This window comes from Actinomadura geliboluensis, assembly GCF_005889745.1.
Classification (GTDB): domain Bacteria; phylum Actinomycetota; class Actinomycetes; order Streptosporangiales; family Streptosporangiaceae; genus Spirillospora; species Spirillospora geliboluensis.
The window spans coordinates 1-22,708 of sequence record NZ_VCKZ01000105.1; the positions used below are offsets into that span (position 1 = coordinate 1).

Annotated in this window: 23 protein-coding genes; 8 read left to right on the forward strand and 15 right to left on the reverse strand. The window is 72.5% G+C overall.

Annotated features, from left to right (window positions below):
* The 3 genes from ETD96_RS16370 to ETD96_RS16380 all read right to left on the reverse strand — a co-directional run.
* The coding region (locus ETD96_RS16370; RefSeq protein ID WP_138637326.1) for an FmdB family zinc ribbon protein at positions 1-236 on the reverse strand (236 nt) is incomplete at its 3' end.
* Positions 237-388: 152 nt separating this feature from the next.
* Positions 389-1,396: an alpha/beta fold hydrolase gene (locus tag ETD96_RS16375; RefSeq protein WP_138637327.1), complete on the reverse strand. Its 1,008-nt coding sequence runs from the start codon at positions 1,394-1,396 to the stop codon at positions 389-391.
* 48 nt (positions 1,397-1,444) lie between these two features.
* Positions 1,445-2,491 (reverse strand): substrate-binding domain-containing protein, encoded by a 1,047-nt coding sequence (locus ETD96_RS16380; RefSeq protein WP_138637328.1) that lies wholly within the window; start codon positions 2,489-2,491, stop codon positions 1,445-1,447.
* 66 nt (positions 2,492-2,557) lie between these two features.
* Here ETD96_RS16380 and ETD96_RS16385 point away from each other — a divergent pair, with 66 nt between their 5' ends.
* A complete protein-coding gene (locus tag ETD96_RS16385) occupies positions 2,558-2,995 on the forward strand; it encodes a MarR family winged helix-turn-helix transcriptional regulator (protein ID WP_138637329.1) in 438 nt (145 codons plus the stop codon).
* Here ETD96_RS16385 and ETD96_RS16390 read toward each other — a convergent pair.
* A complete protein-coding gene (locus ETD96_RS16390; protein WP_138637330.1) occupies positions 2,951-3,973 on the reverse strand; it encodes an NAD-dependent epimerase/dehydratase family protein in 1,023 nt (340 codons plus the stop codon). The genes ETD96_RS16385 and ETD96_RS16390 overlap by 45 nt on opposite strands.
* Positions 3,974-4,268: 295 nt before the next feature.
* Between ETD96_RS16390 and ETD96_RS16395 the strand changes: the two genes are divergently transcribed.
* Genes ETD96_RS16395 through ETD96_RS16410 form a run of 4 tightly spaced genes read left to right on the forward strand, consistent with a single transcriptional unit; the run spans position 4,269 to position 6,178 of the window.
* The gene (locus ETD96_RS16395) at positions 4,269-4,646 is read left to right on the forward strand and encodes a hypothetical protein (protein WP_240807725.1); all 378 of its coding nucleotides are present in this window, start codon (positions 4,269-4,271) and stop codon (positions 4,644-4,646) included.
* Position 4,647: 1 nt separating this feature from the next.
* Positions 4,648-5,328 (forward strand): transcriptional regulator, encoded by a 681-nt coding sequence (locus tag ETD96_RS16400; RefSeq protein ID WP_138637331.1) that lies wholly within the window; start codon positions 4,648-4,650, stop codon positions 5,326-5,328.
* An 11-nt stretch (positions 5,329-5,339) separates the two neighbouring features.
* The gene (locus ETD96_RS16405; protein WP_240807727.1) at positions 5,340-5,789 is read left to right on the forward strand and encodes a roadblock/LC7 domain-containing protein; all 450 of its coding nucleotides are present in this window, start codon (positions 5,340-5,342) and stop codon (positions 5,787-5,789) included.
* Positions 5,786-6,178, forward strand: a complete 393-nt coding sequence (locus ETD96_RS16410) for a hypothetical protein (protein ID WP_420884761.1) — start codon at positions 5,786-5,788, stop codon at positions 6,176-6,178. The genes ETD96_RS16405 and ETD96_RS16410 overlap by 4 nt, the downstream gene beginning before the upstream one ends.
* Before the next feature lie 65 nt (positions 6,179-6,243).
* Here the strand turns inward: ETD96_RS16410 and ETD96_RS16415 are convergent, their stop codons facing one another.
* The 11 genes from ETD96_RS16415 to ETD96_RS16460 form a co-directional block, all read right to left on the reverse strand.
* A complete protein-coding gene (locus tag ETD96_RS16415; protein ID WP_138637333.1) occupies positions 6,244-6,849 on the reverse strand; it encodes a DUF305 domain-containing protein in 606 nt (201 codons plus the stop codon).
* Entirely contained in the window at positions 6,834-7,622 is a 789-nt protein-coding gene (locus tag ETD96_RS16420; RefSeq protein ID WP_138637334.1) for a lytic polysaccharide monooxygenase, read from the reverse strand. Before ETD96_RS16420 ends, ETD96_RS16415 begins: the two co-directional genes overlap by 16 nt.
* A 198-nt stretch (positions 7,623-7,820) precedes the next feature.
* Complete coding sequence (clpB, locus tag ETD96_RS16425; RefSeq protein WP_138637335.1) at positions 7,821-10,418, reverse strand: ATP-dependent chaperone ClpB; 2,598 nt, start codon at positions 10,416-10,418, stop codon at positions 7,821-7,823.
* Positions 10,419-10,441: 23 nt separating this feature from the next.
* Positions 10,442-10,885 (reverse strand): heat shock protein transcriptional repressor HspR, encoded by a 444-nt coding sequence (locus ETD96_RS16430; RefSeq protein ID WP_138637336.1) that lies wholly within the window; start codon positions 10,883-10,885, stop codon positions 10,442-10,444.
* Positions 10,886-10,889: 4 nt separating this feature from the next.
* Positions 10,890-12,065, reverse strand: coding sequence for a molecular chaperone DnaJ (gene dnaJ, locus ETD96_RS16435; protein WP_138637337.1), 1,176 nt, complete (start codon positions 12,063-12,065; stop codon positions 10,890-10,892).
* A gap of 90 nt (positions 12,066-12,155) precedes the next feature.
* On the reverse strand, positions 12,156-12,797 hold the full coding sequence (grpE, locus tag ETD96_RS16440; RefSeq protein ID WP_338072557.1) for a nucleotide exchange factor GrpE: 642 nt from the start codon (positions 12,795-12,797) through the stop codon (positions 12,156-12,158).
* Positions 12,798-12,870: 73 nt separating this feature from the next.
* Complete coding sequence (dnaK, locus tag ETD96_RS16445) at positions 12,871-14,730, reverse strand: molecular chaperone DnaK (protein ID WP_138637338.1); 1,860 nt, start codon at positions 14,728-14,730, stop codon at positions 12,871-12,873.
* A gap of 315 nt (positions 14,731-15,045) precedes the next feature.
* Positions 15,046-15,720, reverse strand: a complete 675-nt coding sequence (locus ETD96_RS16450) for a response regulator (RefSeq protein WP_138637339.1) — start codon at positions 15,718-15,720, stop codon at positions 15,046-15,048.
* The gene (locus ETD96_RS45900; RefSeq protein ID WP_205719301.1) at positions 15,717-16,841 is read right to left on the reverse strand and encodes a sensor histidine kinase; all 1,125 of its coding nucleotides are present in this window, start codon (positions 16,839-16,841) and stop codon (positions 15,717-15,719) included. The genes ETD96_RS16450 and ETD96_RS45900 overlap by 4 nt, the downstream gene beginning before the upstream one ends.
* Entirely contained in the window at positions 16,838-17,557 is a 720-nt protein-coding gene (locus ETD96_RS45905) for a hypothetical protein (RefSeq protein ID WP_205719302.1), read from the reverse strand. Before ETD96_RS45905 ends, ETD96_RS45900 begins: the two co-directional genes overlap by 4 nt.
* The gene (locus ETD96_RS16460; protein ID WP_138637341.1) at positions 17,554-18,273 is read right to left on the reverse strand and encodes an ABC transporter ATP-binding protein; all 720 of its coding nucleotides are present in this window, start codon (positions 18,271-18,273) and stop codon (positions 17,554-17,556) included. Before ETD96_RS16460 ends, ETD96_RS45905 begins: the two co-directional genes overlap by 4 nt.
* A gap of 158 nt (positions 18,274-18,431) precedes the next feature.
* Between ETD96_RS16460 and ETD96_RS16465 the strand changes: the two genes are divergently transcribed.
* The 3 genes from ETD96_RS16465 to ETD96_RS16475 all read left to right on the forward strand — a co-directional run.
* On the forward strand, positions 18,432-21,785 hold the full coding sequence (locus tag ETD96_RS16465) for a S8 family serine peptidase (protein WP_138637342.1): 3,354 nt from the start codon (positions 18,432-18,434) through the stop codon (positions 21,783-21,785).
* A gap of 77 nt (positions 21,786-21,862) precedes the next feature.
* Positions 21,863-22,474 (forward strand): RNA polymerase sigma factor, encoded by a 612-nt coding sequence (locus ETD96_RS16470; protein WP_138637343.1) that lies wholly within the window; start codon positions 21,863-21,865, stop codon positions 22,472-22,474.
* On the forward strand, positions 22,467-22,708 hold a 242-nt coding region (locus ETD96_RS16475), incomplete at its 3' end, for a hypothetical protein (protein WP_138637344.1). The genes ETD96_RS16470 and ETD96_RS16475, both read left to right, overlap by 8 nt.

Sequence of the window (22,708 nt, forward strand, 5' to 3'; positions counted from 1 at the left end):
GGACGGGGGCGCCCCGGCGGCGGCGCCGAGACGATCTTCGGCTCGTGCCTGCTGGCCTCCTGGGCGTCCAGCGCCCGGGTCAGCGGCGCGCCGGGCCGGGTGAGCGCCGGGGCGGTGTAGACGCGGCGGGCGGTGCCGCCGCAGTCCGCGCACGGGTTCTCGGGGCGTGCGCCGCCCATCGGCAGCGCGAGGTCGAAGGGTCCGCACCGGGCGCAGCGGTACTGATAGATCACCATGACGGGCCTCCAGCCGCACGAATTACTTCCCACAGAAACTATTCGGATGTGAAGTAATAGTCAATGGGTGTGCGGCCGGATCCCGCCGGCCGGCCCCCGCGCTGGTCAGGCGGCGCGCACGGGTCGGACGGCGAGCGGCGGTCAGGCGGCGGTCACGCGGCCAGAAGTTCCTTCAGGGCGGCGTCGATGAAGGCGGTGTCCTCGGGGTTGCTGCCGTGGCCGGCGAAGTGCCCCCACACGCCGGGGATGACGCGGAGCTCCGCGCCCGGGATGTGCTGGACGGCCCACGCCTCGTCCTCGGGCGGGAAGTACAGGTCCTTCTCGGCGGGCATGACGAGGGCCCGCGCCTTGATGGACGCGAGCGCGGCCTTGGTGTCGCCGTCGAAGCCGGGTGTGCGGCCGACGTCGGCGTTCTGCCACGTCCAGAGCATGGTCAGCAGGTTGTTGGCGTCGCGGTCGTCCAGGAAGAAGCCCTCCCAGAAACCGACGAGGAAGTCTTCGAGAGAGCTGTAGCCGAGACGCTCGTACAGGCGGTCCCAGTAGAACGCCTGGGAGAAGCCCCAGCCCGCGTACACGCGCGCGGCGGCGCGCAGCCCTCGCGTAGGGGGAGAGGTGTACCAGCCTTCGGCGAACGCGGCGTCGGCCGTGAGCGCGGCCTTCACGCCCTCCAGGAAGACCTGGTTGTGGTAGCTGGTGCGGGACGATCCGCAGAAGGGGGCGATCCGCTCGACCATCTCGGGATGGCTGACGGCCCACTGGTAGGTCTGGCCCGCGCCCATGGACCAGCCCGTGACCAGCGGCAGCCGCTCGATGCCGAAGTGTTCGGTGACGAGCCGGTGCTGCGCTTCGACGTTGTCGTACATGGTGACGTGCGGGAAGCGGGCGCGGTCGTAGGGCGGCGGTGTGTTGCTGGGCGAGCTGGACAGCCCGTTGCCCAGCATGTTCGGCACGATGATGAAGTAGCGGGCCGGGTCCAGCGCCATGCCCTCGCCGATGAGCCACTCGTTGTCCTGGTGCCGGCCGGAGTACCAGGTGGGGTAGACGATGGCGTTGCCCTTGTCGGCCGCCAGGTCGCCGTAGGTCTCGTAGGTGAGCTGTGCTCCGCGCAGGGTCGCGCCGCCCTGCAGGGTGAAGTCGCCGAGGTCGTAGGTCGCCGCCATGAAAACCCCCTTATTTTCTGTAGAAACTATTTTGAAATGAACTAATGGTCAAGGGGTGAGCTGGCACAGCACGTCGAACTCCAGCCCGTCGGCGGCGGCGAGGAACACCCGCTGCCGCAGGTGCCGGTCCCGCACCTCGACGGGCCCGCGCGGCCCGTCGTAGCCGATGCCCTCGGCGACCGCGCTCATGCGGCGCACGTCCGGCTCGCCGCTGCGCCGGAACAGCTCGCCGAGCAGCCGCACCCCCTCGTAGCAGGACTCCCCCATGCTGTTGAGCGGCGGCGCCTGCGCGCCGAACCGGCGGTGGTAGCGGCCGCCGAAGTCCAGGCCGTCCCCGGTCGGGAGCGTCTCGAAGAACCCCGCCGCCGCGTACAGCCCGCGCGTGCCCTCCACGCCCGACGCGAGCAGCATGTTCTCGTCCATCAGCGGGCTGAACCGCAGGTGCGGCAGCCCCGCCGCGCCGAACGCCCGGTTGAACGCCACCGCGTCGTCGCCGACCAGCAGCATGAGGACGCCCTCGCAGCCGCTCGCGTCGATCCGACGCAGCGGGCCGCTGAAGTCCTGCGTGCCGAGGCGGACGAAGATCTCGTCGCACAGCACCGCGCCCTGCTCCGCCAGGTACGACCGGACGGCGTGCGCCGAGACGCGCGGCCAGACGTAGTCGTCGCCGATGACCGTCCAGCGCCTGATGCCGAACTCCGCGGCGAGCCGCCGCAGCGCCGGCCGCAGCTGCCCGTCGGGCGTCTCCCCGGTGAGGAACACCCCCGGAGAGCGCTCGCCGCCCTCGTACAGCGCGGTGTAGACGTACGGGACGCGCCCGGCGAGGCGCGGCGCGAGGCACTGCCGGACGGCCGAGATGTGCCAGCCGGTGACCGCGTGCACGGCGCCCGAGCCGACCAGCGACCCGACCCGGTCGGCGACCACCGGCGGCGGTGCGCCCCCGTCCACGAGGACCAGCCGCAGCCGGCGGCCGAGCACGCCGCCCTCGGCATTGATTTCTTCCTGTGCCAATCGAGCGCACAGCTCGGCGGAGGGCCCGAAGAGTCCCGCGGGCCCCTGCAACGGCACCACCAGGGCGACGTTCAGGTCGTCCATATCCGGGACGGTAGCCCATGGGCGGCCGAAAATACTTTCTACGAGGCGGTAATCTTGGTTGTTGCGATGACTACGACAGGTGTTCCGCAGCACGAGCTGGACCTCCCGCGGGTGCTGGCGCGCGTCGAGCGCGACATCACCGCCCGGCTCGGCGCCGCCCTCAAGACCGCCGGCTCGACCGTGGAGGAGTGGCGCGTCACCTCCCTGCTGTCCGACGGTTCCGGGCATCCGATGACCGAGATCGCCGAGCACGCCCTGCTGCCCGCTCCCACGCTCACCAAGGTGGTCGACCGCCTGGTGTCCGCCGGCCTGGTCTACCGCCGCCCGGACGAGGAGGACCGCCGCAGGATCCTCGTGTTCCTGTCCGAACGCGGCCAGGAGGAGGTCACCCGCCTGACCGCCGCCGTCGAGGCGGAGTGGGCCCGGGTCCAGGACGCGGTGGGCCGCGAGGAACTGGCCCTACTCCGCGCCCTCCTCACCCGGATCTCCACCCATCTCCCCTGAGCGCAGCGTCTCGGCCTCCTTGTCGGGAGCCAGACCCACCACTGGACGGTCAGGACGCTGCGGTGCCCGTCCGCCTATCGACTGGAGCCACTGCCAGGTGTCGGCGACCGTCTCCTGGACGGGCCTGCAACGCAGCCCTGCGGCGAGGGCCTTGTCGGCGCTGGCTTGGTGCATGGTGTCGTGGGCCTCGCCGGGCGGAAGCCAGACCGGAAGGTCCGTCCACGGCTGGATGCCCGCTTTCAGGATGGTCTCCGGGGCCGTCCAGACGAGGTTCGCCTTCGAGCCGGTCACGTGGATGCAGGCTTGGAGCAGCTCCTCCATCGTCGTGTGGGCCGGTCGGCTGACCAGGTTGTAGGGGCCGCCTAGGCCCTGCTCTGCGGCGTCCAGGGTCCATGCAGCCAGGTCGCGTACGTCGATGTACTGCAAGCCCAAGTCGCGCGGGCCGGGGGCCAGGACGTCACCGCCTTGCGCGATGCGGTTCAGCCACCACGGCAGGCGCCCGATGTTCTCGTAAGGGCCCAGGATGAGACCGGCCCGCATCAGCAGGGCCTTGTCTCCGAACGTGTCGAGCGCAGCGAGTTCGCTGCCTCGCTTAGCGGCGGCGTAGTCCACGTCACCGGCGTCTGGAGAGCCGTCCACCACGGCCGTCTCCTCCGTGAGGCCGGGCGGCGTGGGGAACCGGTAGACGGAAACGCTGGATATGTAGACGTAGCGCCCGACCCGGCCCGCGAGAAGGCGTGCGGCATCGCGGACGGCGGACGGTGCGCCCGACCAGGTGTCGACCACCGCGTCCCACTCGCCGTCCGCGAGGGCCTTGAGTCCGTCGGCGGTGGTGCGGTCGCCGTGCAGCGACCGCACCCCGGCGGGCGGGTCGTGGCGTCCGCGATGGAAGACGGTCACGTCCCAGCCGCGTGCAAGGGCGTCCTCGGTGATGGCCCGCCCCACGAACTCCGTCCCGCCCAGCATCAGAAGCCTCATGAGGAGAACTCTGCCTTCCGTACGTTACGTACAGAACCCCTGCACGCTCACAGCGGAATCACCGCGCCGTCCTGCGGCGGGCCGCGTTGGGCGGTTGTGGGTGGCGCGGAATTGGCGGGTTCGGGTGGGCCGATTCTGCGGAGGGAGTGGTGCAGCCGGGCTGACCGGTTTCGATACGGGTCGGTATTCATACCCCAGTCGGGTGGTGTGGTTGGGATTCACCTAGTTGGTGTTGCTGGGGGCAAAGTTGTGGCTATGGTCGAGTTCCTGCAACTCTCATTCGGTGGGGGAATGAGTGCGGATTGACGACTGCCTTGCCCGGATGATGACGATCCCGGGGGCCCAGCGGGTGACGCTGGTGGACTGCGCCAGCGGGCTCGCCGTCGCGGCGGCGGGCCGCGAGGACATCGTTGACCAGCATGAGGACGCGGCGAGCGCGACCGATGTGGTGCGGGCGGTGCTGGCCTCGCCGGCGCTCAGCGCGACCGCGGCGGGCGATGACATCGAAGAGATCATCGTATGCGGCGCCGCGGGATATCACCTCTTGGCCCTTTCCGGAGCCGACGTCGACGGGCATCTCTTCGTCCATTTGCTGCTCGACCGGGAGAACGGCAATATCGCGCTCGCGCGGCTGCACATGCGGAGCCTCGTCCGTGAAATGGCGGACGGGTGACATGGGCGGCGACATTTGCGGTGCGCTCGCCGCGCTGGAGCGGGAAAGGCGCACCGGTGTGCTCCGGGTGGGCGACGATGGCGCGTTCCATCTCGCCGGCGGGGCCGTCGTCCACGCCGAGAGCAGGCACGTGCCGGGCGCCGGCGACCTGCCCGGCGGGCCCGATCCCGAGCTGCCGGCGCTGCTCGCGCTGTTCGACGCCGCCTACTTCCTGCTCGGTTCGGCGGCCGAGCCGGTGTTCACGGAAGGCGTGGAGGATACGGCGGGCGGCCCGCTGCGGATCGGCGTGGCGACGCTCGTGCACGAGCAGCGGCGCCGCCGCGCCCGGCTCGACGCGGCCTGGCCGGGCGGGAGCGTTGACGCCGCGCCCGTCGTCCCGGTCCGGCGGGTGCGGCGGCAGCGCGTCATCCTGACCGGCGTCCAGGCGGAGATCCTGCTCAACGCCGACGGGCGGCGCACCCCCGCGCGGCTGGCCCGCGACCTCGGGCGGACGGCGTTCGGCTGCCTGCTCGCCGTCCGCGGCCTGGCCGCGGCGTCGCTCGTGGAGACGGAACCGCCCGTGGCGACGGAGTCGCGCACGGCCGCGGTGCCGCGGGGGTGGGACGCGGGGGCGGTCGAGTGGGCCGCGCCCGATCACGAACTGCTCGACCGGCTGCGGACGGCACTGGTGGAGCTCGGCTGACCGGACGACCGGTGAAACGACTGATCGAAGGGCTGGCGAAGGTGGCGAAACGAGCGGGGACGGGGACGGCGGCGCGGCTCCCCGAGGCCGAGGTGGCGACGGAGCTGCGGGCGCTGCGGGCGCGCGTCCCGCAGCTCACCGGCAGCCTGGTCGCGTCGGCGGACGGGCTGCTCATCGCGCACGACCTGGCCGCGGCCGTCGAGCCGACCGGGATGGCGGCGGTGACGGCCACGGGCCTGTCGCTGGCGCACCGGATCGCGCTGACCGCGCACGGCGGCGCGTTCCACGAGGTGGTGATCCGCGGGGTGGACGGCTACGTGGTGATCTACGCGGCCGGCCCGACCGCGTCCCTCACCGTCCTCGCGGAACCGACCGTCAACGTGGGGCGGCTGCACCTGGAGTCGCGCCCGGTGGCGCGCGCCGTCGCCGCCCACCTGTCGACCCCGCGCCGAAGGCAATGACAACGAAAGGGGAGCATGTGTCCAACCTCGACCTCGCGCTGAAGGACATGATGACGATCGACGGGGCGATCGGCGCCGCCGTGGTCGACTACAACAGCGGCATGGCACTCGGGCATCTGGGCAGTTCCAAGACCCTCGACCTCGAGGTGGCCGCCGCCGGGAACACCGAGGTGGTGCGGGCCAAGTTCCGCACCATGGAGCAGCTCGGCCTCAAGGAGGACATCGAGGACATCCTCATCAGCATCTCCAGCCAGTACCACGTCATCCGCCCGGTGACCGGACGCAAGGGCAAGGGCCTCTTCCTCTACATGGCCCTCGACAGATCCCGCGCGAACCTGGCCATGGCCAGGCACCGGCTCCGCGACATCGAGGAGAACCTGGAGGTGTGACGGCGGGCGGCCCGTCCACCGTCGCGCACGCGGTGGACGGGCACGCCGTCCGATGTGGGGGGCCGTCAGGTGTTGAGCAGGCGCAGCATCTGGCGGATCTCGGCGCTGCGCGACTCCACGACGCGCTTCGCGAACGCCTTCGCGTCGGGGCTCGCGCCCTTGCTCTGCTCCGCCCGCGCCATCTCCACCGCGCTGCCCTGGTGGCCGATGAACAGGTTGAGGAAGGCGGGCTCGAAGCCGGTGCCCTTCGTCTTCCGCAGGGTGCCGATCTCCTTGGCGCCGGTGGCGGGCGCGGCGCCGTGGTGCAGGTGCGCCTGCGTCGCCGCGTCGGACGTCGTCGGCTTCGACCACTTGCCGAGCCACGCCTTCATGAGCTTCAGCTCCTCCGACTGCGTCGCGTCGACGGCCGCGGCGAGCGTCCGCACCTCCTTGCGCGGGGCGCGTTGGGCGGCCAGGCGCACCATCTCCAGGCCCTGCTCGTGGTGGGCGACCATCATCTGCAGGAAGACCACGTCCTGGTCGTTGTAGCCGGCGGCCGGTGCGCTGGAGGCCGCGCTCGCCGGCTTCGTCTTCGCCGGCTCGGCGCTGCACGCCGTCAGCAGGACGGGCGCGGCGAGAGCGGCGGCGGCCAGCAGGAGCGCGCGGCGACCGGCCGTCACAGCGGCAGCCACAGGGCCAGCGTGAACTGCGAAGGCTCCCAGCCCTGGAGCGCCGTGTGGCCCTGGCGGCAGCGGAACTGCGCGCCGTTGAACGACACGACGTCGCCCGTCTTGTACGTCTCGCCGGCCCGCCACGTCCCGCCGGCCGCGGGCTCGCCGGTCGGCGCGGGCGGGCGGCTGCTCGGCGGCGGCGCCGGTGCGGTCGGAGCCTGCGTCGTGGGGCTCGGCGCCGGTTCCGGTTCCGTGGTGGGCTCCGGCTGGGAGCCGCCCCCGCCCCCGCCCACGTTGAGGTCGATGCAGCTGTAGAACGCGTTCGGGGTGTCGCCGATGTTCCACACCGCGAGGACGGTGCGCTTCCCCGGGAACTTGCTGAGATCGACCTTGTGCGTGACGACCGCGTCCGGCTGCTGGTTGCCGCCGTCGAACGTCGCGACCTTGGTGTTCCCGATGAAGTACTCCCAGTTGGACGTGCGGTGCCGCGCGGTGAACACCCACCGGAAGTCGACGCTGGTCCCGACCGACGCGGCGGGCCAGTTCCGGCTCTCGTCCGCGAGGACGGCGAACTGGCCGAGGCCGCCGTCGCAGCTCTTCAGCCCCTTCGGGCCCTCGACGCTCTGCGGTTCGAACTGGATGGGGCCGCAGTCGGGGACGGCACCCGTCGCGCACAGCGCCTGCCGGCTCGGGGGAGCGGAGACGTAGCCGTGCGCCGAGGCGGGGGCGGCGACGAGCACCGGCGCCGCGACGGCCGCCGCGGCGGCGAGGGGGTAGGCGACGGACCTGCGCATGAGGAGATCTCCCAACGGTCGTCCCGCGGCCACCGGATTTCGGCGTGCCGCAATGCCGACGGACGCTAGCGGGGGAATCCCTAAAGAAACTTTAATAATCTTCGAAGGGACCGTGAAGGCGCCTCCCGCCCCTGCTCACCGCCCCGCACGCTGGGAAGACGAACGGGCCGGCGCGGTGCGCCGGCCCGTCGGGACCCGTTACTTGGTGAGGGTCAGGCCGCTCTTCGGGGCGACCGTCAGGCGGTCGGCGGCCTCGTCCAGGTCGACCACGATCTCGTCGCCGTCGCGGACCTCGCCGGAGAGGAGCTCCCTGGCGAGCTGGTCGCCGATCGCCGTCTGCACGAGGCGGCGCAGCGGGCGCGCCCCGTACAGCGGGTCGTAGCCGGTCAGCGCCAGCCACTCCCGGGCCGCCGGCGTGACCTCCAGCGTCAGCTGCCGGTCGGCGAGCCGGTCCGCCAGCTTCTCGACCTGCAGGTCCACGATGCGGGTCAGCTCGGTCGTCGACAGCGCGTCGAACAGGATCACGTCGTCCAGGCGGTTCAGGAACTCCGGCTTGAACGAGTTCCGGACGGCGTTCCACACCGCCTCCCGCTTCGCCCCGTTCTCCAGCGTCGGATCGACCAGGAACTGCGACCCGATGTTGGACGTGAGGATCAGGATCGTGTTGCGGAAGTCGACCGTGCGGCCCTGCCCGTCCGTCAGCCGGCCGTCGTCCAGCACCTGCAGGAGGATGTCGAACACCTCCGGGTGCGCCTTCTCCACCTCGTCCAGCAGCACCGCCGAGTACGGGCGGCGCCGGACGGCCTCGGTGAGCTGCCCGCCCTCCTCGTAGCCGACGTATCCCGGCGGCGCGCCGACCAGCCGGGCGACGCTGTGCTTCTCGGAGTACTCGCTCATGTCGATGCGGGTCATCGCCCGCTCGTCGTCGAACAGGAACTCCGCGAGCGCCTTCGCCAGCTCGGTCTTGCCGACGCCGGTCGGGCCGAGGAACAGGAACGAGCCGGTCGGACGGTCCGGGTCGGAGATGCCCGCGCGGGCGCGGCGCACCGCGTCCGACACCGTGCGGACCGCGGCCTCCTGCCCGATCAGGCGGCGGCCCAGCTCGTCCTCCATGCGGAGCAGCTTCGCCGTCTCCCCTTCGAGCAGCCGGCCCGCGGGGATGCCCGTCCAGGACGCGACCACGTCGGCGACGTCGTCCGGCCCGACCTCCTCCTTGACCATCGCGTCGCGGTTCTCCGCCGCCTCCGACGCCTCCTCCAGCTGCTTCTCCAGCGCCGGGATCTCGCCGTAGGTGAGCCGCGCGGACGTCTCCAGGTCGCCGTCCCGCTGGGCGCGCTCCGCCTCGCCGCGCAGCTGGTCGATCGTCTCCTTGATCTCGCCGACCCGGTTCAGGCTCGCCTTCTCCTTGTCCCAGCGGGCGACGAGGCCGGTCAGGTGCTCCTGCTTGTCGGCGAGGTCCTTGCGCAGCCGGTCGAGCCGCTGCCGGGACGCCTCGTCGGTCTCCTTGGCGAGGTTCAGCTCCTCCATCTTCAGCCGGTCCACCGCGCGCTGCAGCTCGTCGATCTCCACCGGCCGGGAGTCGATCTCCATCCGCAGCCGGGACGCGGCCTCGTCCACCAGGTCGATCGCCTTGTCCGGCAGGTACCGGGAGGTGATGTAGCGGTCCGACAGCGTCGCCGCCGCGACCAGCGCCGAGTCGTTGATCTGCACCTTGTGGTGCGCCTCGTAGCGGCCCTTCAGCCCGCGCAGGATCGCGATCGAGTCCTCCACCGTGGGCTCGCCGACGAAGATCTGCTGGAAGCGGCGCTCCAGCGCCGGGTCCTTCTCGATGCGCTCGCGGTACTCGTCCAGCGTCGTCGCGCCGATCATGCGCAGCTCGCCGCGCGCCAGCATCGGCTTCAGCATGTTGCCGGCGTCCATCGCGCCCTCGGCCGCGCCCGCCCCGACCACGGTGTGCAGCTCGTCGATGAACGTGACGATCTGCCCCTCGGACTCCTTGATCTCGTTCAGCACGGCCTTCAGCCGCTCCTCGAACTCGCCGCGGTACTTCGCGCCCGCGACCATCGCGCCGAGGTCCAGCGAGACGAGCTTCTTGCCGCGCAGCGACTCCGGTACGTCGCCCGCGATGATGCGCTGCGCGAGACCCTCCACCACGGCCGTCTTGCCGACGCCCGGCTCACCGATCAGCACCGGGTTGTTCTTCGTCCGGCGCGACAGCACCTGCACCACACGGCGGATCTCCGCGTCCCGGCCGATGACCGGGTCGAGCCGCCCGTCGCGGGCCGCCGCCGTCAGGTCGACGCCGTACTTCTCCAGCGACTGGTACGTGCCCTCCGGGTTCTCGCTCGTGACGCGGGCGTGCCCGCGCACCTTCTCGAACGCGTCCAGCAGCGCCTGCGGCGTCGCCCCGAACTCCTTCAGCAGGCCCGCCGCCGGGCCCCCGTCCGCGGCGAGGCCGACCAGCAGGTGCTCGGTCGAGACGTACTCGTCCTCCAGCTGCTGCGCCCGGTTCGCCGCCGTGTTGATCGACCGCTGCAGCAGGCCCGACAGCCGCGGCGACGACACCGTCGACCCCTGCGCCTTCGGCAGCGCCGCGAGCTGCTCCTCCGCCCGCCGCCGGATCGCCTGCCAGTCGGCGCCGACCGCCTCCAGCAGCGGCACCGCCGTCCCGTCCGGCAGCGCGATCAGCGCCGCCAGCAGATGCTGCGGCTCCACCTCGGGATGCCCCTCGGCCGCCGCCCTGCGGACCGCGACCGACACCGCCTCCTGGCTCTTCTGCGTCAGCTTGTAGTCCATGTCCCCAGTCCCCGTGAAAAGTCCTATTCGGAGTTGCGCTCGCGCCAGACCACGACGCTCGTGTGCCGGATCGGCACCAGGTCGGAGCCGGGCGTGCCCGGTTCCCCGTGCCGCCGCTGCTGCGCCAGCCGCGCCGCGACGGACCGGGTCGATTCGAGTTCGTTGGCGAGCTCCTCCAGCGCCGCGTGCGCCTTCGCGAGCTCCTCGCGGAGCCGCACGTTGTCGCGCTGCAGCTCCAGGATGTGCTTGATGCCGGACAGGTTGATGCCCTCCTCCTGGGAGAGCCGCTGGATCTCGCGCAGCAGCACGATGTCGCGCATCGAGTAGCGCCGCCCCCGCCCGGCCGTGCGGCCGGGGGACACCAGCCCCATCCGGTCGTAGGTGCGCAGCGTCTGCGGATGCAGCCCCGACAGCTGCGCCGCCACCGAGATCACATAGACCGGAGTGTCATCACCGAAGGGGTCCATTCCTTCACTCCTGTCTGGCCTGCTGCAGGATGTCGGCGCGGAGGTCGTCGCCGCCGCCCGATTCGCGGAGCTTGGCCAGCGCCTCGCGGGACTGCTCGTCCAGCTTTTGCGGGACGTGCACGTCGACGGTGACGAGCAGGTCGCCCTTCGTGCCGTCGCGCCGGGTCGCGCCGCGGCCCTTCACACGGAACTTGCGGCCGTTGGGCGTGCCCTCCGGCAGCCTCAGCGTGACGGGCTGGCCCTGGAACGTCGGGACGCGGATCTCGCCGCCGAGCGCCGCCTCGGGGAAGGTCACCGGGATCGTCAGGGTGAGGTTGTCGCCGCTGCGGCCGAACACCGGGTGCGGGCGCACCTTGATGTTCACGTACAGGTCGCCGGCCGGGCCGCCGTTCTCGCCCGGGGCGCCCTTGCCCTTCAGCCGGATCTTCTGGCCGTCGGCGACGCCCGCCGGGATGCGGGCCTGGATGGTGCGGGTGCCGGTCGCGCGGCCGCTGCCGTGGCAGATCGGGCACGGGTCGTCGACGACGAGGCCCCGGCCGCGGCACTCGTGGCACGGCTCCTGGAAGCCGAAGTTGCCGAGGTTGCGGGTCTCGTGCCCGGTGCCCTCGCAGTTCGGGCAGACCCGCGGCACGGTGCCGGCCTTCGCGCCGGTGCCCCGGCACGCGTCGCAGGCCGCCTCGCTGGTCAGCTTGATCGGGACGGTCACGCCGTTCATCGCGCGGCCGAACGACAGCGTCACCTCGGTCTCCACGTCCGCGCCGCGCCGGGCGCGCCGCGTCGTCCCCGTGGTGCGGGTGCCGCCGCCGCCCCGGCCGAACAGGCCGCCGAACAGGTCGCCGATGCGCTCGCCGGCGCCGCCCGTCTGCGTCCCGGTGCCGCCCTGGCCGAACAGGTCGCCGAGGTCGAACCCGAAGCCGCCGCCCTGCTGGCCGCCGCGGAACCCGCCCGGCATCGACCGGACGGTGTCGTACTCCTTGCGGCGCTTCTCGTCCGACAGCACGTCGTAGGCCTCGGAGACCTCCTTGAAGCGCTCCTCGGCCTCCGTGTCGCCCTTGTTGGCGTCCGGGTGGTACTTGCGCGCCAGCTTCCGGTAGGACTTCTTGATCTCCTCCTGCGAGGCCGTCTTCGCCACACCGAGGACCTTGTAGTAGTCCTTCTCCAGGTAGTCCTTGGTGCTCACGGCGCCCCGCCTTCTGCTCTCGCCACTTGCCACATGTCCTTCACGCCCCCGACCGGGCCCGCCCCCGGATGGGAGCGGGCCCGCGCGGGCTCATTCGCCGTCGTCGCCCGGCTCGTCGCCGGGCTCGCCCGGGCCGGCGTCCGGGTCGGGGTCGGCCACCGCGACGCGCGCCGCGCGCAGTATCCGCTCACCGATCCGGTACCCGGGCTGGAGGACGTCGACGACGCTCGTCTCGGTCACGTCCGCCGAGAGCGAGTGCATCAGCGCCTCGTGCACGGTCGGGTCGAAGGGCTCGCCCTTCTCGCCGTACCGCTCCAGGCCGAGCTTGCCCGTGACCGCCTCCAGGCTCTCCGCGACGGACTTGAACCCGCCGGTGAGCTCGTCGTGGTCGCGGGCGCGGCCGATGTCGTCCAGCACCGGGAGCAGCTCGGTCAGCACCTGACCGAGGGCCTGCTCGCGGACCGCGACCCGGTCGCGCTCGACCCGCTTGCGATAGTTGTCGTACTCGGCCTTCAACCGCTGGAGGTCGGCGAGCCGCTCCGCCAGCTGGGTCTTCAGCGAGGAGACCTCCTCGTCGGAGACCTGCTCGGCGACCCCGTCCACCGGGGCCTCCGGGGCGGACGGCGAACCCGCCGCCTGCCCCCGGACCTCCCCCGTCTCGGGATCGATGCGCCGCTTGTCGCGGATCACCGGGCCCTCCTTCTCCTCGCCCTCACCGGAGGAGGACGTCACGATGCACCACCCTTCTGGGGGGCGACCCCCAGACCCCCGAAGCGGGGGGCCGAAGACCCTCGCTTCGCTGCGGTCATCGGCCCTCCTCCTTCGGCTTGTCCTCGTCCACGATCTCCGCGTCGACGACCTCGTCGTCCTGCGGGCCCTGCGCGTCGGCCGTCGGACCGTGGTCCTCGGCGCCGGCGGCGGCACCCTCGGGGTTCTGCGCGTACATCGCCGCGCCCATCTTCTGGGAGACCTGCGCGAGCTTCTCGGCGCTGCCCTTGATGGCCTCGACGTCGGTGCCCTCCAGGGCCTTCTTGACCTCGGCGACCGCGTCGTTGACCTCGGTCTTCAGGTCCGCGGGGACCTTGTCGTCGTTCTCCCGCAGGAACTTCTCGGTCGAGTACGCGAGGGTGTCGGCCTGGTTGCGGACCTCGGCCTCCTCCTTGCGCTTGCGGTCCTCCTCGGCGTACTGCTCGGCGTCCCGGACCATCTGCTCGATGTCGTCCTTCGGCAGCGCGCTGCCGCCGGTGATGACCATCGACTGCTCGCGGCCGGTGCCCTGGTCCTTCGCGCTGACGTTCACGATGCCGTTCGCGTCGATGTCGAAGGTGACCTCGATCTGCGGGACGCCGCGCGGCGCCGGCGGCAGACCGGTGAGCTGGAAGGTGCCGAGCTTCTTGTTGCGCGCGGCGATCTCGCGCTCGCCCTGGTAGACCTGGATCTCCACGGACGGCTGGTTGTCGTCGGCGGTGGTGAACGTCTCCGACCGCTTGGTCGGGATCGTGGTGTTCCGCTCGATGATCTTGGTGAAGATGCCGCCCTTGGTCTCGATGCCGAGGCTCAGCGGGGTCACGTCCAGCAGCAGGACGTCCTTGACCTCGCCCTTCAGCACGCCGGCCTGGAGGCTGGCGCCGATCGCGACGACCTCGTCCGGGTTGACGCCCTTGTTCGGCTCCTTGCCGCCGGTCAGCTCCTTGACCAGCTCGGACACCGCGGGCATCCGGGTCGAGCCGCCGACCAGCACGACCTGGTCGATCTTGTCGACGCCGATGTTGGCGTCCTTCAGCACCGACTGGAACGGCGCCTTGGTCCGGTCGAGCAGGTCGGAGGTCATCCGCTGGAACTCGGCCCGGGTGAGCTTCTCGTCCAGGTGCAGCGGGCCCTCGGCCGACGCGGTGATGTAGGGCAGGTTGATCTGCGTCTCGGACGAACCGGACAGCTCGATCTTCGCCTTCTCCGCGGCCTCGCGCAGCCGCTGCAGCGCCATCTTGTCCTTGGCCAGGTCGACGCCGTTGGCGTTCTTGAACTTCTCGACCAGCCAGTCGACGACCTTGTTGTCCCAGTCGTCGCCGCCCAGGTGGTTGTCACCGCTGGTGGCCTTGACCTCGACCACCCCGTCGCCGACCTCCAGCAGGGAGACGTCGAAGGTACCGCCACCGAGGTCGAAGACCAGGATGGTGGCCTCCTTCTCCTTCTCCAGGTGGTAGGCCAGCGCCGCCGAGGTCGGCTCGTTGATGATCCGCAGGACGTTCAGGCCCGCGATCTGGCCGGCCTCCTTGGTGGCCTGCCGCTGGTGGTCGGAGAAGTACGCGGGCACCGTGATGACCGCGTCGGTGACGGTCTCGCCCAGGTAGGCCTCGGCGTCCCGCTTCAGCTTCTGCAGCACGAACGCGCTGATCTGCTGCGGATTGAAGTCCTTGTCGTCGATCTTGGTCTTCCAGTCGGTGCCCATCTCGCGCTTGACCGACCGGATGGTGCGGTCCACGTTGGTGACCGCCTGGCGCTTGGCGACCTCGCCGACCAGCACCTCTCCGTTCTTGGCGAAGGCGACGACGGACGGCGTGGTCCGCGACCCCTCCGCGTTCGCGATGACGGTGGGCTCCCCGCCCTCCAGGATCGCGACGACCGAGTTGGTCGTCCCGAGGTCGATGCCGACCGCACGTGCCATGTTCTCGTCCTCCGTCGTTTCCGGTGTTATCGCAGCCCCGGTCGCCCCCAGGGCGCGGCCGGTTCGTCTTCTCCGTCGCAAGGTTGCCCGGACCGGCGCCCCCGTGTCAAATGACTTGAGTCGACCCGGCTCAACTTTGCTGACGACCTCTACAACAGGACGAGTGAGCCACCTATTCCGGTTCCCGGACGGCGGCTCCGCGGCCGCAGTTCGCCCGGACGGAGGAGGGCCGCGCGGTTCCCGTCCTCCGCGAGGACGAAGCCGCCGATCCTCTGATCGGCGGAGCCGGTGACCGGCCTGAAGGGCCTACGTGGCCTACAGGGAGTCGGGGCGGCGGCCCGGGACGACGATGCCGTGCTCGTAGGCCAGCACGACGGCCTGGACGCGGTCGCGGAGGTGGAGCTTGGCGAACACGCTGCCGACATGGCTCTTCACGGTGGCCTCGGTGACGACGAGCCGCGCGGCGATCTCCTGGTTCGACAGGCCCTGCGCCACGAGCAGCAGCATCTCGCGCTCGCGCGGGGTCAGCGCGGCCAGCAGGTCCGGCGCCGGCCGGACGGGGGCGGCGCGGCCGGCGTAGTCCTCGATCAGCCGGCGGGTGATCGACGGGGACAGCAGCGCCTCGCCCTGGTGGACGACGCGGATCGCCTCCAGCAGCCGCTCGCGGGGCGCGTCCTTCAGCAGGAACCCCGACGCCCCCGCGCGCAGCGCGCCGAACACGTACTCGTCGAGGTCGTAGGTGGTGAGGATCAGCACGCGGGGCGGGTCGGTCGCGGCGGTCAGGCGGGCGGTGGCCTCGACGCCGTCCATCCGGGGCATCCGGACGTCCATCAGCACGACGTCGGGCCGCAGCTCCGCCGCCCGGTCGACGGCCTCGCGGCCGTCCCCGGCCTCGCCGACGACCTCCAGTTCGGGACGGGTCTGCAGGAACAGCCGGAACCCGATCCGGATCAGTTCCTGGTCGTCGACGATCAGCACCCGGATCGTCATGCGCGGCCCCCGATCGGCAGCCGCGCGGCGACCCGGAACCCGCCGCCGGGTGCGGGGCCCGCCTCCAGTTCGCCGCCGAGCACGGCGGCCCGCTCCCGCATCCCCACCAGGCCGTGCCCGCCGGGGCCGGGCGGTTCGCCGATCCCCGTGCCGTCGTCGTGCACCCGCACCTCCAGGTCCGCTCCGCCGTAGCTCAGCTCTACCGTGACCGTGGTCGCCCCGGCGTGCTTCAGGGCGTTGGTCAGCGCCTCCTCGATGATCCGGTACGCGGACAGCTCGACACCGCTCGGCAGCCCCAGCCGCTCCCCGGCGATCTCCAGCCGGACCGGCAGCCCGGCCGCGCGGTAGCCGGCGACCAGTTCGTCCAGGTCCGCGAGCGACGGCTGCGGGCGCGTCTCCGCCGGGTCCCGCCCGCGCAGCAGGACGAGGATCCGGCGCAGCTCCGCCAGGCTCTGCTCGGCGCTGGTCTCCACCCGCTCCAGCGTCTCCGCGGCCACGCGCGGTTCGGTCTCCAGGACGTCGCGGGCGCCGCGCACCCCGATCAGCATCACCGTCACCGAGTGGGCGACGATGTCGTGCAGTTCGCGGGCGATCGCGCCGCGCTCGCGCTGCGCCGCGATCAGGTCGAGCTGCTCCCGTTCGCGTTCGAGGGTGGCGGCCCGCTCCTCCACCGCCCGGACGTAGCGGCGGCGCGTCTGCATGTAGGCGCCCAGCATCCACGCCCCGATCGACACGGGCGGGCTGGAGACGCTGTCGACCTGCAGGTACACGGCCACCGGTGCCAGCACCGCGAGCGAGACGCGCCGGTCGCGGGTCTCGGCGAGCGACCACAGCGCGACGACGGGCAGCGCGCCGCCGGGGGAGTACCCGGCGGCGGTCAGCGCGGCGGCCGACGCGACCGTCACCGCGATCACCGTCACCCCGAACCGGCGGCGGGCCAGCAGCATCGCGCCGGTCAGGACGGTCACCGCGATCGGCAGGGGCACGGCCTCGGTGCCGTCGTTGAACAGCAGCCCCACTTCCACGACGGTCGCGGCCGCGGCGAGCGCGATGTCGAACAGCACCGGGCGGTGCGCGGCCCGCAGGCCCCGCACCGCCCGGATCCTCTCCGCGACGTTCACGCCAGGTCGCGCCGTCGTTCGCACATGACCGCGACCAGGACCGCGAGGACCGTCCAGAGCGCGAACACCGCGCCCGCCTCCGCGACCGTGAGCGTCGTGTTGTGGGTTCCGCCCGTCATGACGCCCGCCGCACCGAACGGCGAGAGGTTCGACTCGGCCTCCCACGCCCCGCTCACCAGGGGCTGCACCACCAGGGCCAGGATCAGGAGCACCACCGCGCCGACGACCGGGCTGCGGATCAGCGCGCCGAGCGCCGCGCCCAGCACCGTCGCCAGCACGAGCGCCAGGACGTTGCCCGCCACGACCTCGGTCACCTGGCCGGACGTCAGGTCCGGGCCGGGCTGGTCCGCCAGCAGCGGCAGCGCCACCCCGGCCGCGACGGCGTTGATCAGCAGCGCCAGCCCGAACCCGGTCAGCGCGTACGCCGCGATCCGCACCGCCAGGACCCTCCCGCGCCCGCGCCGGGCCACCAGCGCCGTGGGCGCGGCGGTCCGGTGGCGGTACTCGCCCGCCGCGCCGACCAGCCCCCACAGCAGCAGCAGGACGGGCAGCCCCGCCAGCGCCTCCTTCTTCTCCGGTATCTCGTCGAGCGTGCCCGAAGCCTTGGCGACGAGCACCGCGTTCAGGGCGGCGAACGCCGCCCCGCCGACCGCGAACCCCCATACGGCGCGGGTCGTCACCGCCTTGAGCAGTTCCCCGCGAAGCAGGCCGATCATCGCTCCAACCCTCCGGTGAGCTGGAGGAACACGTCCTCCAGCGACTCCACCTCACTGATCGGTCCCTGGTGGACCAGCCTGCCACGGTCGATGACGACCACGTCGTCCACCGTCTGCGCGGCCTCCGCGAGCAGATGGCTCGACAGCAGCACCGTGCCGCCCTTCGCGGCCCTGTCGCGCAGCATCGTCCGGAGCCAGCGGATGCCCTGCGGGTCGAGGCCGTTGGCCGGCTCGTCCAGCACGAGGATCTCCGGGTCGCCGAGCAGCGCGGCGGCGAGCCCGAGCCGCTGCCGCATGCCCAGCGAGTAGGCGCCGACCCGGCGGCCCGCCGCCGCCGTCAGCTCGGCGGTCTCCAGGACCTCCTCGACGCGGCGGCGCGGCAGCCCCGCCGCCAGCGCCAGCGCCCGCAGGTGCGCGCGGGCCGTCCGGGCGGGGTGCGCGCCGCACGGCTCGATGTGGACGCCGATCCGGCGGGCGTCCGGCGCCAGCGACGCCACCGGCCTGCCCAGCACCGACACCGTGCCCGCCGACGGCCGCGCCAGCCCCACGAGCGCCTTCATCGCCGTCGTCTTGCCGGCGCCGTTCGGGCCGAAGAAGCCCGTCACGGCGCCCGGCCGGACGCTGAACGTCAGATCGTCGACCACCGTCCGCCGCCCGTACCGCTTCGTCAGCCCCTCCACCCTGATGGCCGGGGTGGCCTTCGTCTGTGCAGTCATGGCGCCCAGCTTCGGCCGCCCGCGCCTCCCGGTCATCCGACCACGGTCGAAACCCGTTCTCCGACCCCGGCATGACGGCCCCGGCGAACACGACCGGCCGCTGCGGGTGATCAACATCGACCGTCCCGGTGCGGGACGGCGATCGCAGAGGAGACTCGATGACGCACAGACGCCGGAGCCGGGCCCTGCTCGGCCTCCTGCTCGCGGCCGGGGCGCTGGCGGCCGTACCCTCGCCCGCGCAGGCCGCGCCGCCGCCGGCGGGCGGCCTCGACCCGGGCAGGGCATGGAAGGTCACCCTGCTGACGGGGGACGCCGTCAGCGTCCGGACGCTCAAGGGCAAGCCCCCGCTCGTGTCGGTGACCCCCGCGCCGGGCCGGGAGAAGCGCTCGTTCCGCAAGGAGATCCGGCCGGACGGGCACGTCGTCGTCACCCCGGTCGACGTCGCCGGGCTGGTCGGCCGCGTCCTCGATCCCGAGTTGTTCGACGTCACCGCGCTGATCGCGCAGGGCTACGATGACGCGCGCAGCAAGGACCTGCCGCTGATCGTCCAGCGGGAGAAGGGCGCCCGGTCCCTGTCGGCGCTCGGCGGGACGCTCGGCGAGGGCAGGGACCTGCCGAGCATCGGCGCCGTGGCCGTGCGGCAGCCCAAGGACGGCGCGTCCGGCCTCGGCAAGAGCCTGGCCGCGATGCGCGGCCCGTCCCTGAAGGCGACGGGCGGCATCCGGCACATCTGGCTGGACGGCAAGGTCAAGGTGAGCTTCGCCCCGACCGCGGCCGCGCCCGAGACCCACCGGATCGACCGGAACCTGCGGCAGGTCGGCGCCCCGGCGGCATGGCACGCCGGGTACACCGGGAAGGGTGCGAAGGTCGCCGTCCTCGACACCGGCATCGACGCCGGGCACCCCGACCTCAAGGGGCGGGTGGCGGAGGCGGAGAACTTCTCCGAGTCGCCCGACACCGTCGACCGGTTCGGGCACGGCACGCACGTCGCCTCGACCATCGCCGGGACCGGCGCCGCCTCCGCGGGCGAGCGCAAGGGCGTCGCACCGGACGCGGACCTGCTCATCGGCAAGGTCCTCGACGACGACGGGTACGGCACCGACTCCGGCGTGATCGCCGGGATGCAGTGGGCCGCGCCGCGCGCCGACATCGTCAACATGAGCCTCGGCGGCGCCCCCACCGACGGCGACGACCCCGTCTCCCTGGCGCTGACGAACCTCACCGCCGAGCACGGCGCGCTGTTCGTCGTCGCCGCGGGCAACGACGGCACGTTCGCGTCGGTCGGCTCGCCCGGCACGGCCGAGGCCGCGCTCACGGTCGGCGCGGTCGACGCCCGCGACCGGCTGGCGGAGTTCTCCAGCCGCGGCCCGGTCGGCGTCACCGCCAAGCCGGAGATCGTCGCGCCGGGCGTCGACATCGAGGCCGCCCGCGCCGCGGGCACCGCCGAGGGCACCCCGACCGGGGCGCACTACACGAGGATGTCGGGCACGTCGATGGCGACGCCGCACGTCGCGGGCGCGGCGGCGCTGCTCGCCGCGAAGCACCCCGACTGGACGCCCGCCCGGATCAAGGCGGCCCTCGTCGGCACCGCCGACCCGGCCACCGGCGGCGACGTCTACCAGCTCGGCGCCGGACGGCTCGACATCGGCGAGGCCGTGCGCAGCCCCGTCCTCGCGGCGCAGGGCATCGCCGGTCTCGGGACCTCGAAGTTCCCCGCGCATCCCCGCCTGTCCACGGAACTCGGCTGGACGTCGAACACCGGCCGTCCCGTCGACCTGCGGCTCAGCGTCACCGTGACCGACCGCAAGGGCCGCACCGCGGACGGCGTCGCGACCGTCCCGGCCGGTGTGAGCGTGCCGGCGGGCGGTACCGCGAAGGTGCCGCTGACCGTGGACGCCTCCCGCGTCGGTGACCGTCCCGGCCTCTACACGGCCGTGGTCACGGCCAAGGGCGGCGGTGCCGTCCTGGAGACGCCCGTGACGTTCTACGTCGAGCCCCCGGCGCACACCTTCACGGTCAAGGCCACGCCGCTGCCGGACACCGACCCCGCGAACTTCTCCGCCTCCGCCACCGTGGTCAACCTCGACGACCACTCGCTGTACTCCGAGTGGGTCGACGCGTCCGCGGGTGAGGCGAAGCTCCGCGTTCCGGCGGGCCGCTACGCCGTGCTCGGCAACGTGGACGACTTCAGCGACTGGCGCTCGGCGCTCGTCGGCGACCCGGAGGTGGTCGTCGACCGGGACGTGAGCGTGACGCTCGACGGCGCCGCCGCCGTCAAGGTCGGCGCGAGCGTCGAGGGCGTCGAGACCACGACGGTGATGGCGGCCGCCGACATGGTGCAGGACGCCGGCGACGGCCTCTGGTACTACTCCGTGTTCGCCTTCGACCCCGCCAACGCGCCCGTCTACGTCCAGCCGATGGAAGGCGTGACGAAGGGGACGTTCAAGGCGGCCACCCAGCACCGGCTGTCCGCGCCCGGAGCCGTGTACGACATCGTCCACCCGCTGGGCAACGGGATCCCCGCCGACCCGGCGCACACCGTCACCGCGGCCGAACTCAAGCGGATGGCCCGCGTCGAGCAGAAGTTCGCCGCGTTCGACGGCGACACCGGCGCGCCCATGAGCGAGAAGCGGTACGGCATCAGCGCGGAGGGCCTCCTCAACTTCGAGGCGAGCGGCCCCGTCGAGCCCGGCACGTCCCGGACCGACTACGTCTCGGCCGGCTCCGGCATGCTCTGGGGCGACCTGGGGTTCATCAGGTTCGGCGAGGAGGACTGGGTCGACCAGGGCGCCTTCACCGAGATGAAGCCCGGCGAGCAGGTCGCCCACCGGTGGGGCCGCCAGCCGCTGCGGCCCGGCCCGTACTCCGGCACCGGCGTCACGCCCAGCTTCTGCGCCCGCTACCCCACGGCCCGCACGGGGCAGAACATGCGGATCTCGCTGGTGGACCTCCAGGTCCGTCCCGACGGCTTCGACTGCTTGATGCACGAGGTGAAGGGGCACCTGGAGCTGTTCGCCGGCGATAAGAAGCTCGGCGAGAAGGACGGCCCGTTCGGCGACTTCACCGTCCCGTCCGGTGCGGCCGACTACCGGCTGACGTACGAGAACGACGCGTCGGCCGTCCTCCCGGTGTCGACCCGCACCTCGACGTCCTGGACGTTCCGCTCGCGCGCGACGCGCGGGAACGAGAGCGCCAACCTCGCGCTCCTGCTCGTCGACTACGACCTGAACCTCGACATGCGCAACCAGCCTGCCGGTGAGCCCGCCGTGCTCACCGTCGCGCGGCAGGCGGGCTCGGGCGAGGCGAAGGTCACCGGGCTGCGGTTCTGGACGTCCGTGGACGACGGCAAGACCTGGCAGGGCGCCGATGTCACCGACCTCGGCGGCGGCCGGTACAGCGCCCCGCTGCCCGCGCCCGTGAAGGGCCAGGCCGTGTCGCTGCGGGTCAGCGCCAAGGACGCGGGCGGCAGCGGCATCGACCAGAGCATCATCCGCGCCTACCGCGTCCGGTAGGCGTCCCGGAGCGAAAGTGGCGAGGGGGTTCGGGTGATACGTCTGTGACCGCCATCCGTGAGACGAAAAGGCACCACATGACGGGGAACCCCCTCGCCGCGGAGCGGCTGGACCGGCTCGGCGCCGGTCTGGCCGCTCCGCGGTCGTCCCTGCACGACCCCGAAGGGTTCGGCGAGGTCTTCGACGCCCATTTCGCCGAGATCCACGGGTACGCCGCCAAGCGGCTCGGCCCCGACGCCGCGTCGGACGTCGCGTCGCAGACGTTCCTGGAGGCGTTCCGCAACCGGGACCGCTACGACCCGGCGCGGGCGAACGTGCGCGCCTGGCTGTACGGCATCGCGACCAACCTCATCGGCAAGCACCGGCGCAGCGAGGTGCGCGGGCTGCGGGCCCGCGCCCGGCTCGGCCCCGCCCCGGCGGAGGAGGGGCACGCCGACCGGGTGGACGCCCGCGTCAGCGCCGAGGGCCTGCGGGGGCGGCTCGCCGGCGCGATCGCCCGGCTCTCGGACGGCGAGCGCGACGTCCTGCTGCTCGTCGCCCTCGCCGACCTCACCCACGAGGAGGTCGCGGCGGCGCTGGACGTCCCGTACGGGACGGTCGGCTCGCGGTTGAGCCGGGCCAGGAAGAAGGTGCGCGAGGCACTCGGCGGGACGAATCCGATGCGCGAGGGGGACGGCGACCATGGATGAGCTGCAGATGATCCGCGAGGCGTACGGGGAGCCGGAGCCGCCGACCCTGAAGGAGATGACCGAGGCCCGCGCCGCGATGCTCGGGACGCCGCCGCGCACGGGCGTCCGGTTCGGGTGGCGGCTCAAGGCCGGCATCGGCCTGGTCGCCGCGGGCGCGGCCGCCGCGGTCGCGATCACGGCCGTCGGGGCGGGCGACTGTCGCTTATACACATCTCCTCGCCCACGAGACCCTAA

What these genes read in the sequence shown, in the direction of transcription:
- ETD96_RS16410 (WP_420884761.1), top strand. Translation starts at nt 5,786, where the DNA reads ATGACAACGAAAGGGGAGCATGTGTCCAACCTCGACCTCGCGCTGAAG.
- ETD96_RS16465 (WP_138637342.1), top strand. Translation starts at nt 18,432, where the DNA reads ATGACGCACAGACGCCGGAGCCGGGCCCTGCTCGGCCTCCTGCTCGCG.
- ETD96_RS16375 (WP_138637327.1), bottom strand. Translation starts at nt 1,396, where the DNA reads ATGGCGGCGACCTACGACCTCGGCGACTTCACCCTGCAGGGCGGCGCG.
- ETD96_RS16380 (WP_138637328.1), bottom strand. Translation starts at nt 2,491, where the DNA reads ATGGACGACCTGAACGTCGCCCTGGTGGTGCCGTTGCAGGGGCCCGCG.
- dnaK (WP_138637338.1), bottom strand. Translation starts at nt 14,730, where the DNA reads ATGGCACGTGCGGTCGGCATCGACCTCGGGACGACCAACTCGGTCGTC.
- ETD96_RS16450 (WP_138637339.1), bottom strand. Translation starts at nt 15,720, where the DNA reads ATGACGATCCGGGTGCTGATCGTCGACGACCAGGAACTGATCCGGATC.
- clpB (WP_138637335.1), bottom strand. Translation starts at nt 10,418, where the DNA reads ATGGACTACAAGCTGACGCAGAAGAGCCAGGAGGCGGTGTCGGTCGCG.
- ETD96_RS16400 (WP_138637331.1), top strand. Translation starts at nt 4,648, where the DNA reads ATGGGCGGCGACATTTGCGGTGCGCTCGCCGCGCTGGAGCGGGAAAGG.
- ETD96_RS16420 (WP_138637334.1), bottom strand. Translation starts at nt 7,622, where the DNA reads ATGCGCAGGTCCGTCGCCTACCCCCTCGCCGCCGCGGCGGCCGTCGCG.
- ETD96_RS16390 (WP_138637330.1), bottom strand. Translation starts at nt 3,973, where the DNA reads ATGAGGCTTCTGATGCTGGGCGGGACGGAGTTCGTGGGGCGGGCCATC.
- ETD96_RS45905 (WP_205719302.1), bottom strand. Translation starts at nt 17,557, where the DNA reads ATGATCGGCCTGCTTCGCGGGGAACTGCTCAAGGCGGTGACGACCCGC.
- ETD96_RS16430 (WP_138637336.1), bottom strand. Translation starts at nt 10,885, where the DNA reads ATGGACCCCTTCGGTGATGACACTCCGGTCTATGTGATCTCGGTGGCG.
- ETD96_RS16470 (WP_138637343.1), top strand. Translation starts at nt 21,863, where the DNA reads ATGACGGGGAACCCCCTCGCCGCGGAGCGGCTGGACCGGCTCGGCGCC.
- ETD96_RS16385 (WP_138637329.1), top strand. Translation starts at nt 2,558, where the DNA reads ATGACTACGACAGGTGTTCCGCAGCACGAGCTGGACCTCCCGCGGGTG.
- ETD96_RS16460 (WP_138637341.1), bottom strand. Translation starts at nt 18,273, where the DNA reads ATGACTGCACAGACGAAGGCCACCCCGGCCATCAGGGTGGAGGGGCTG.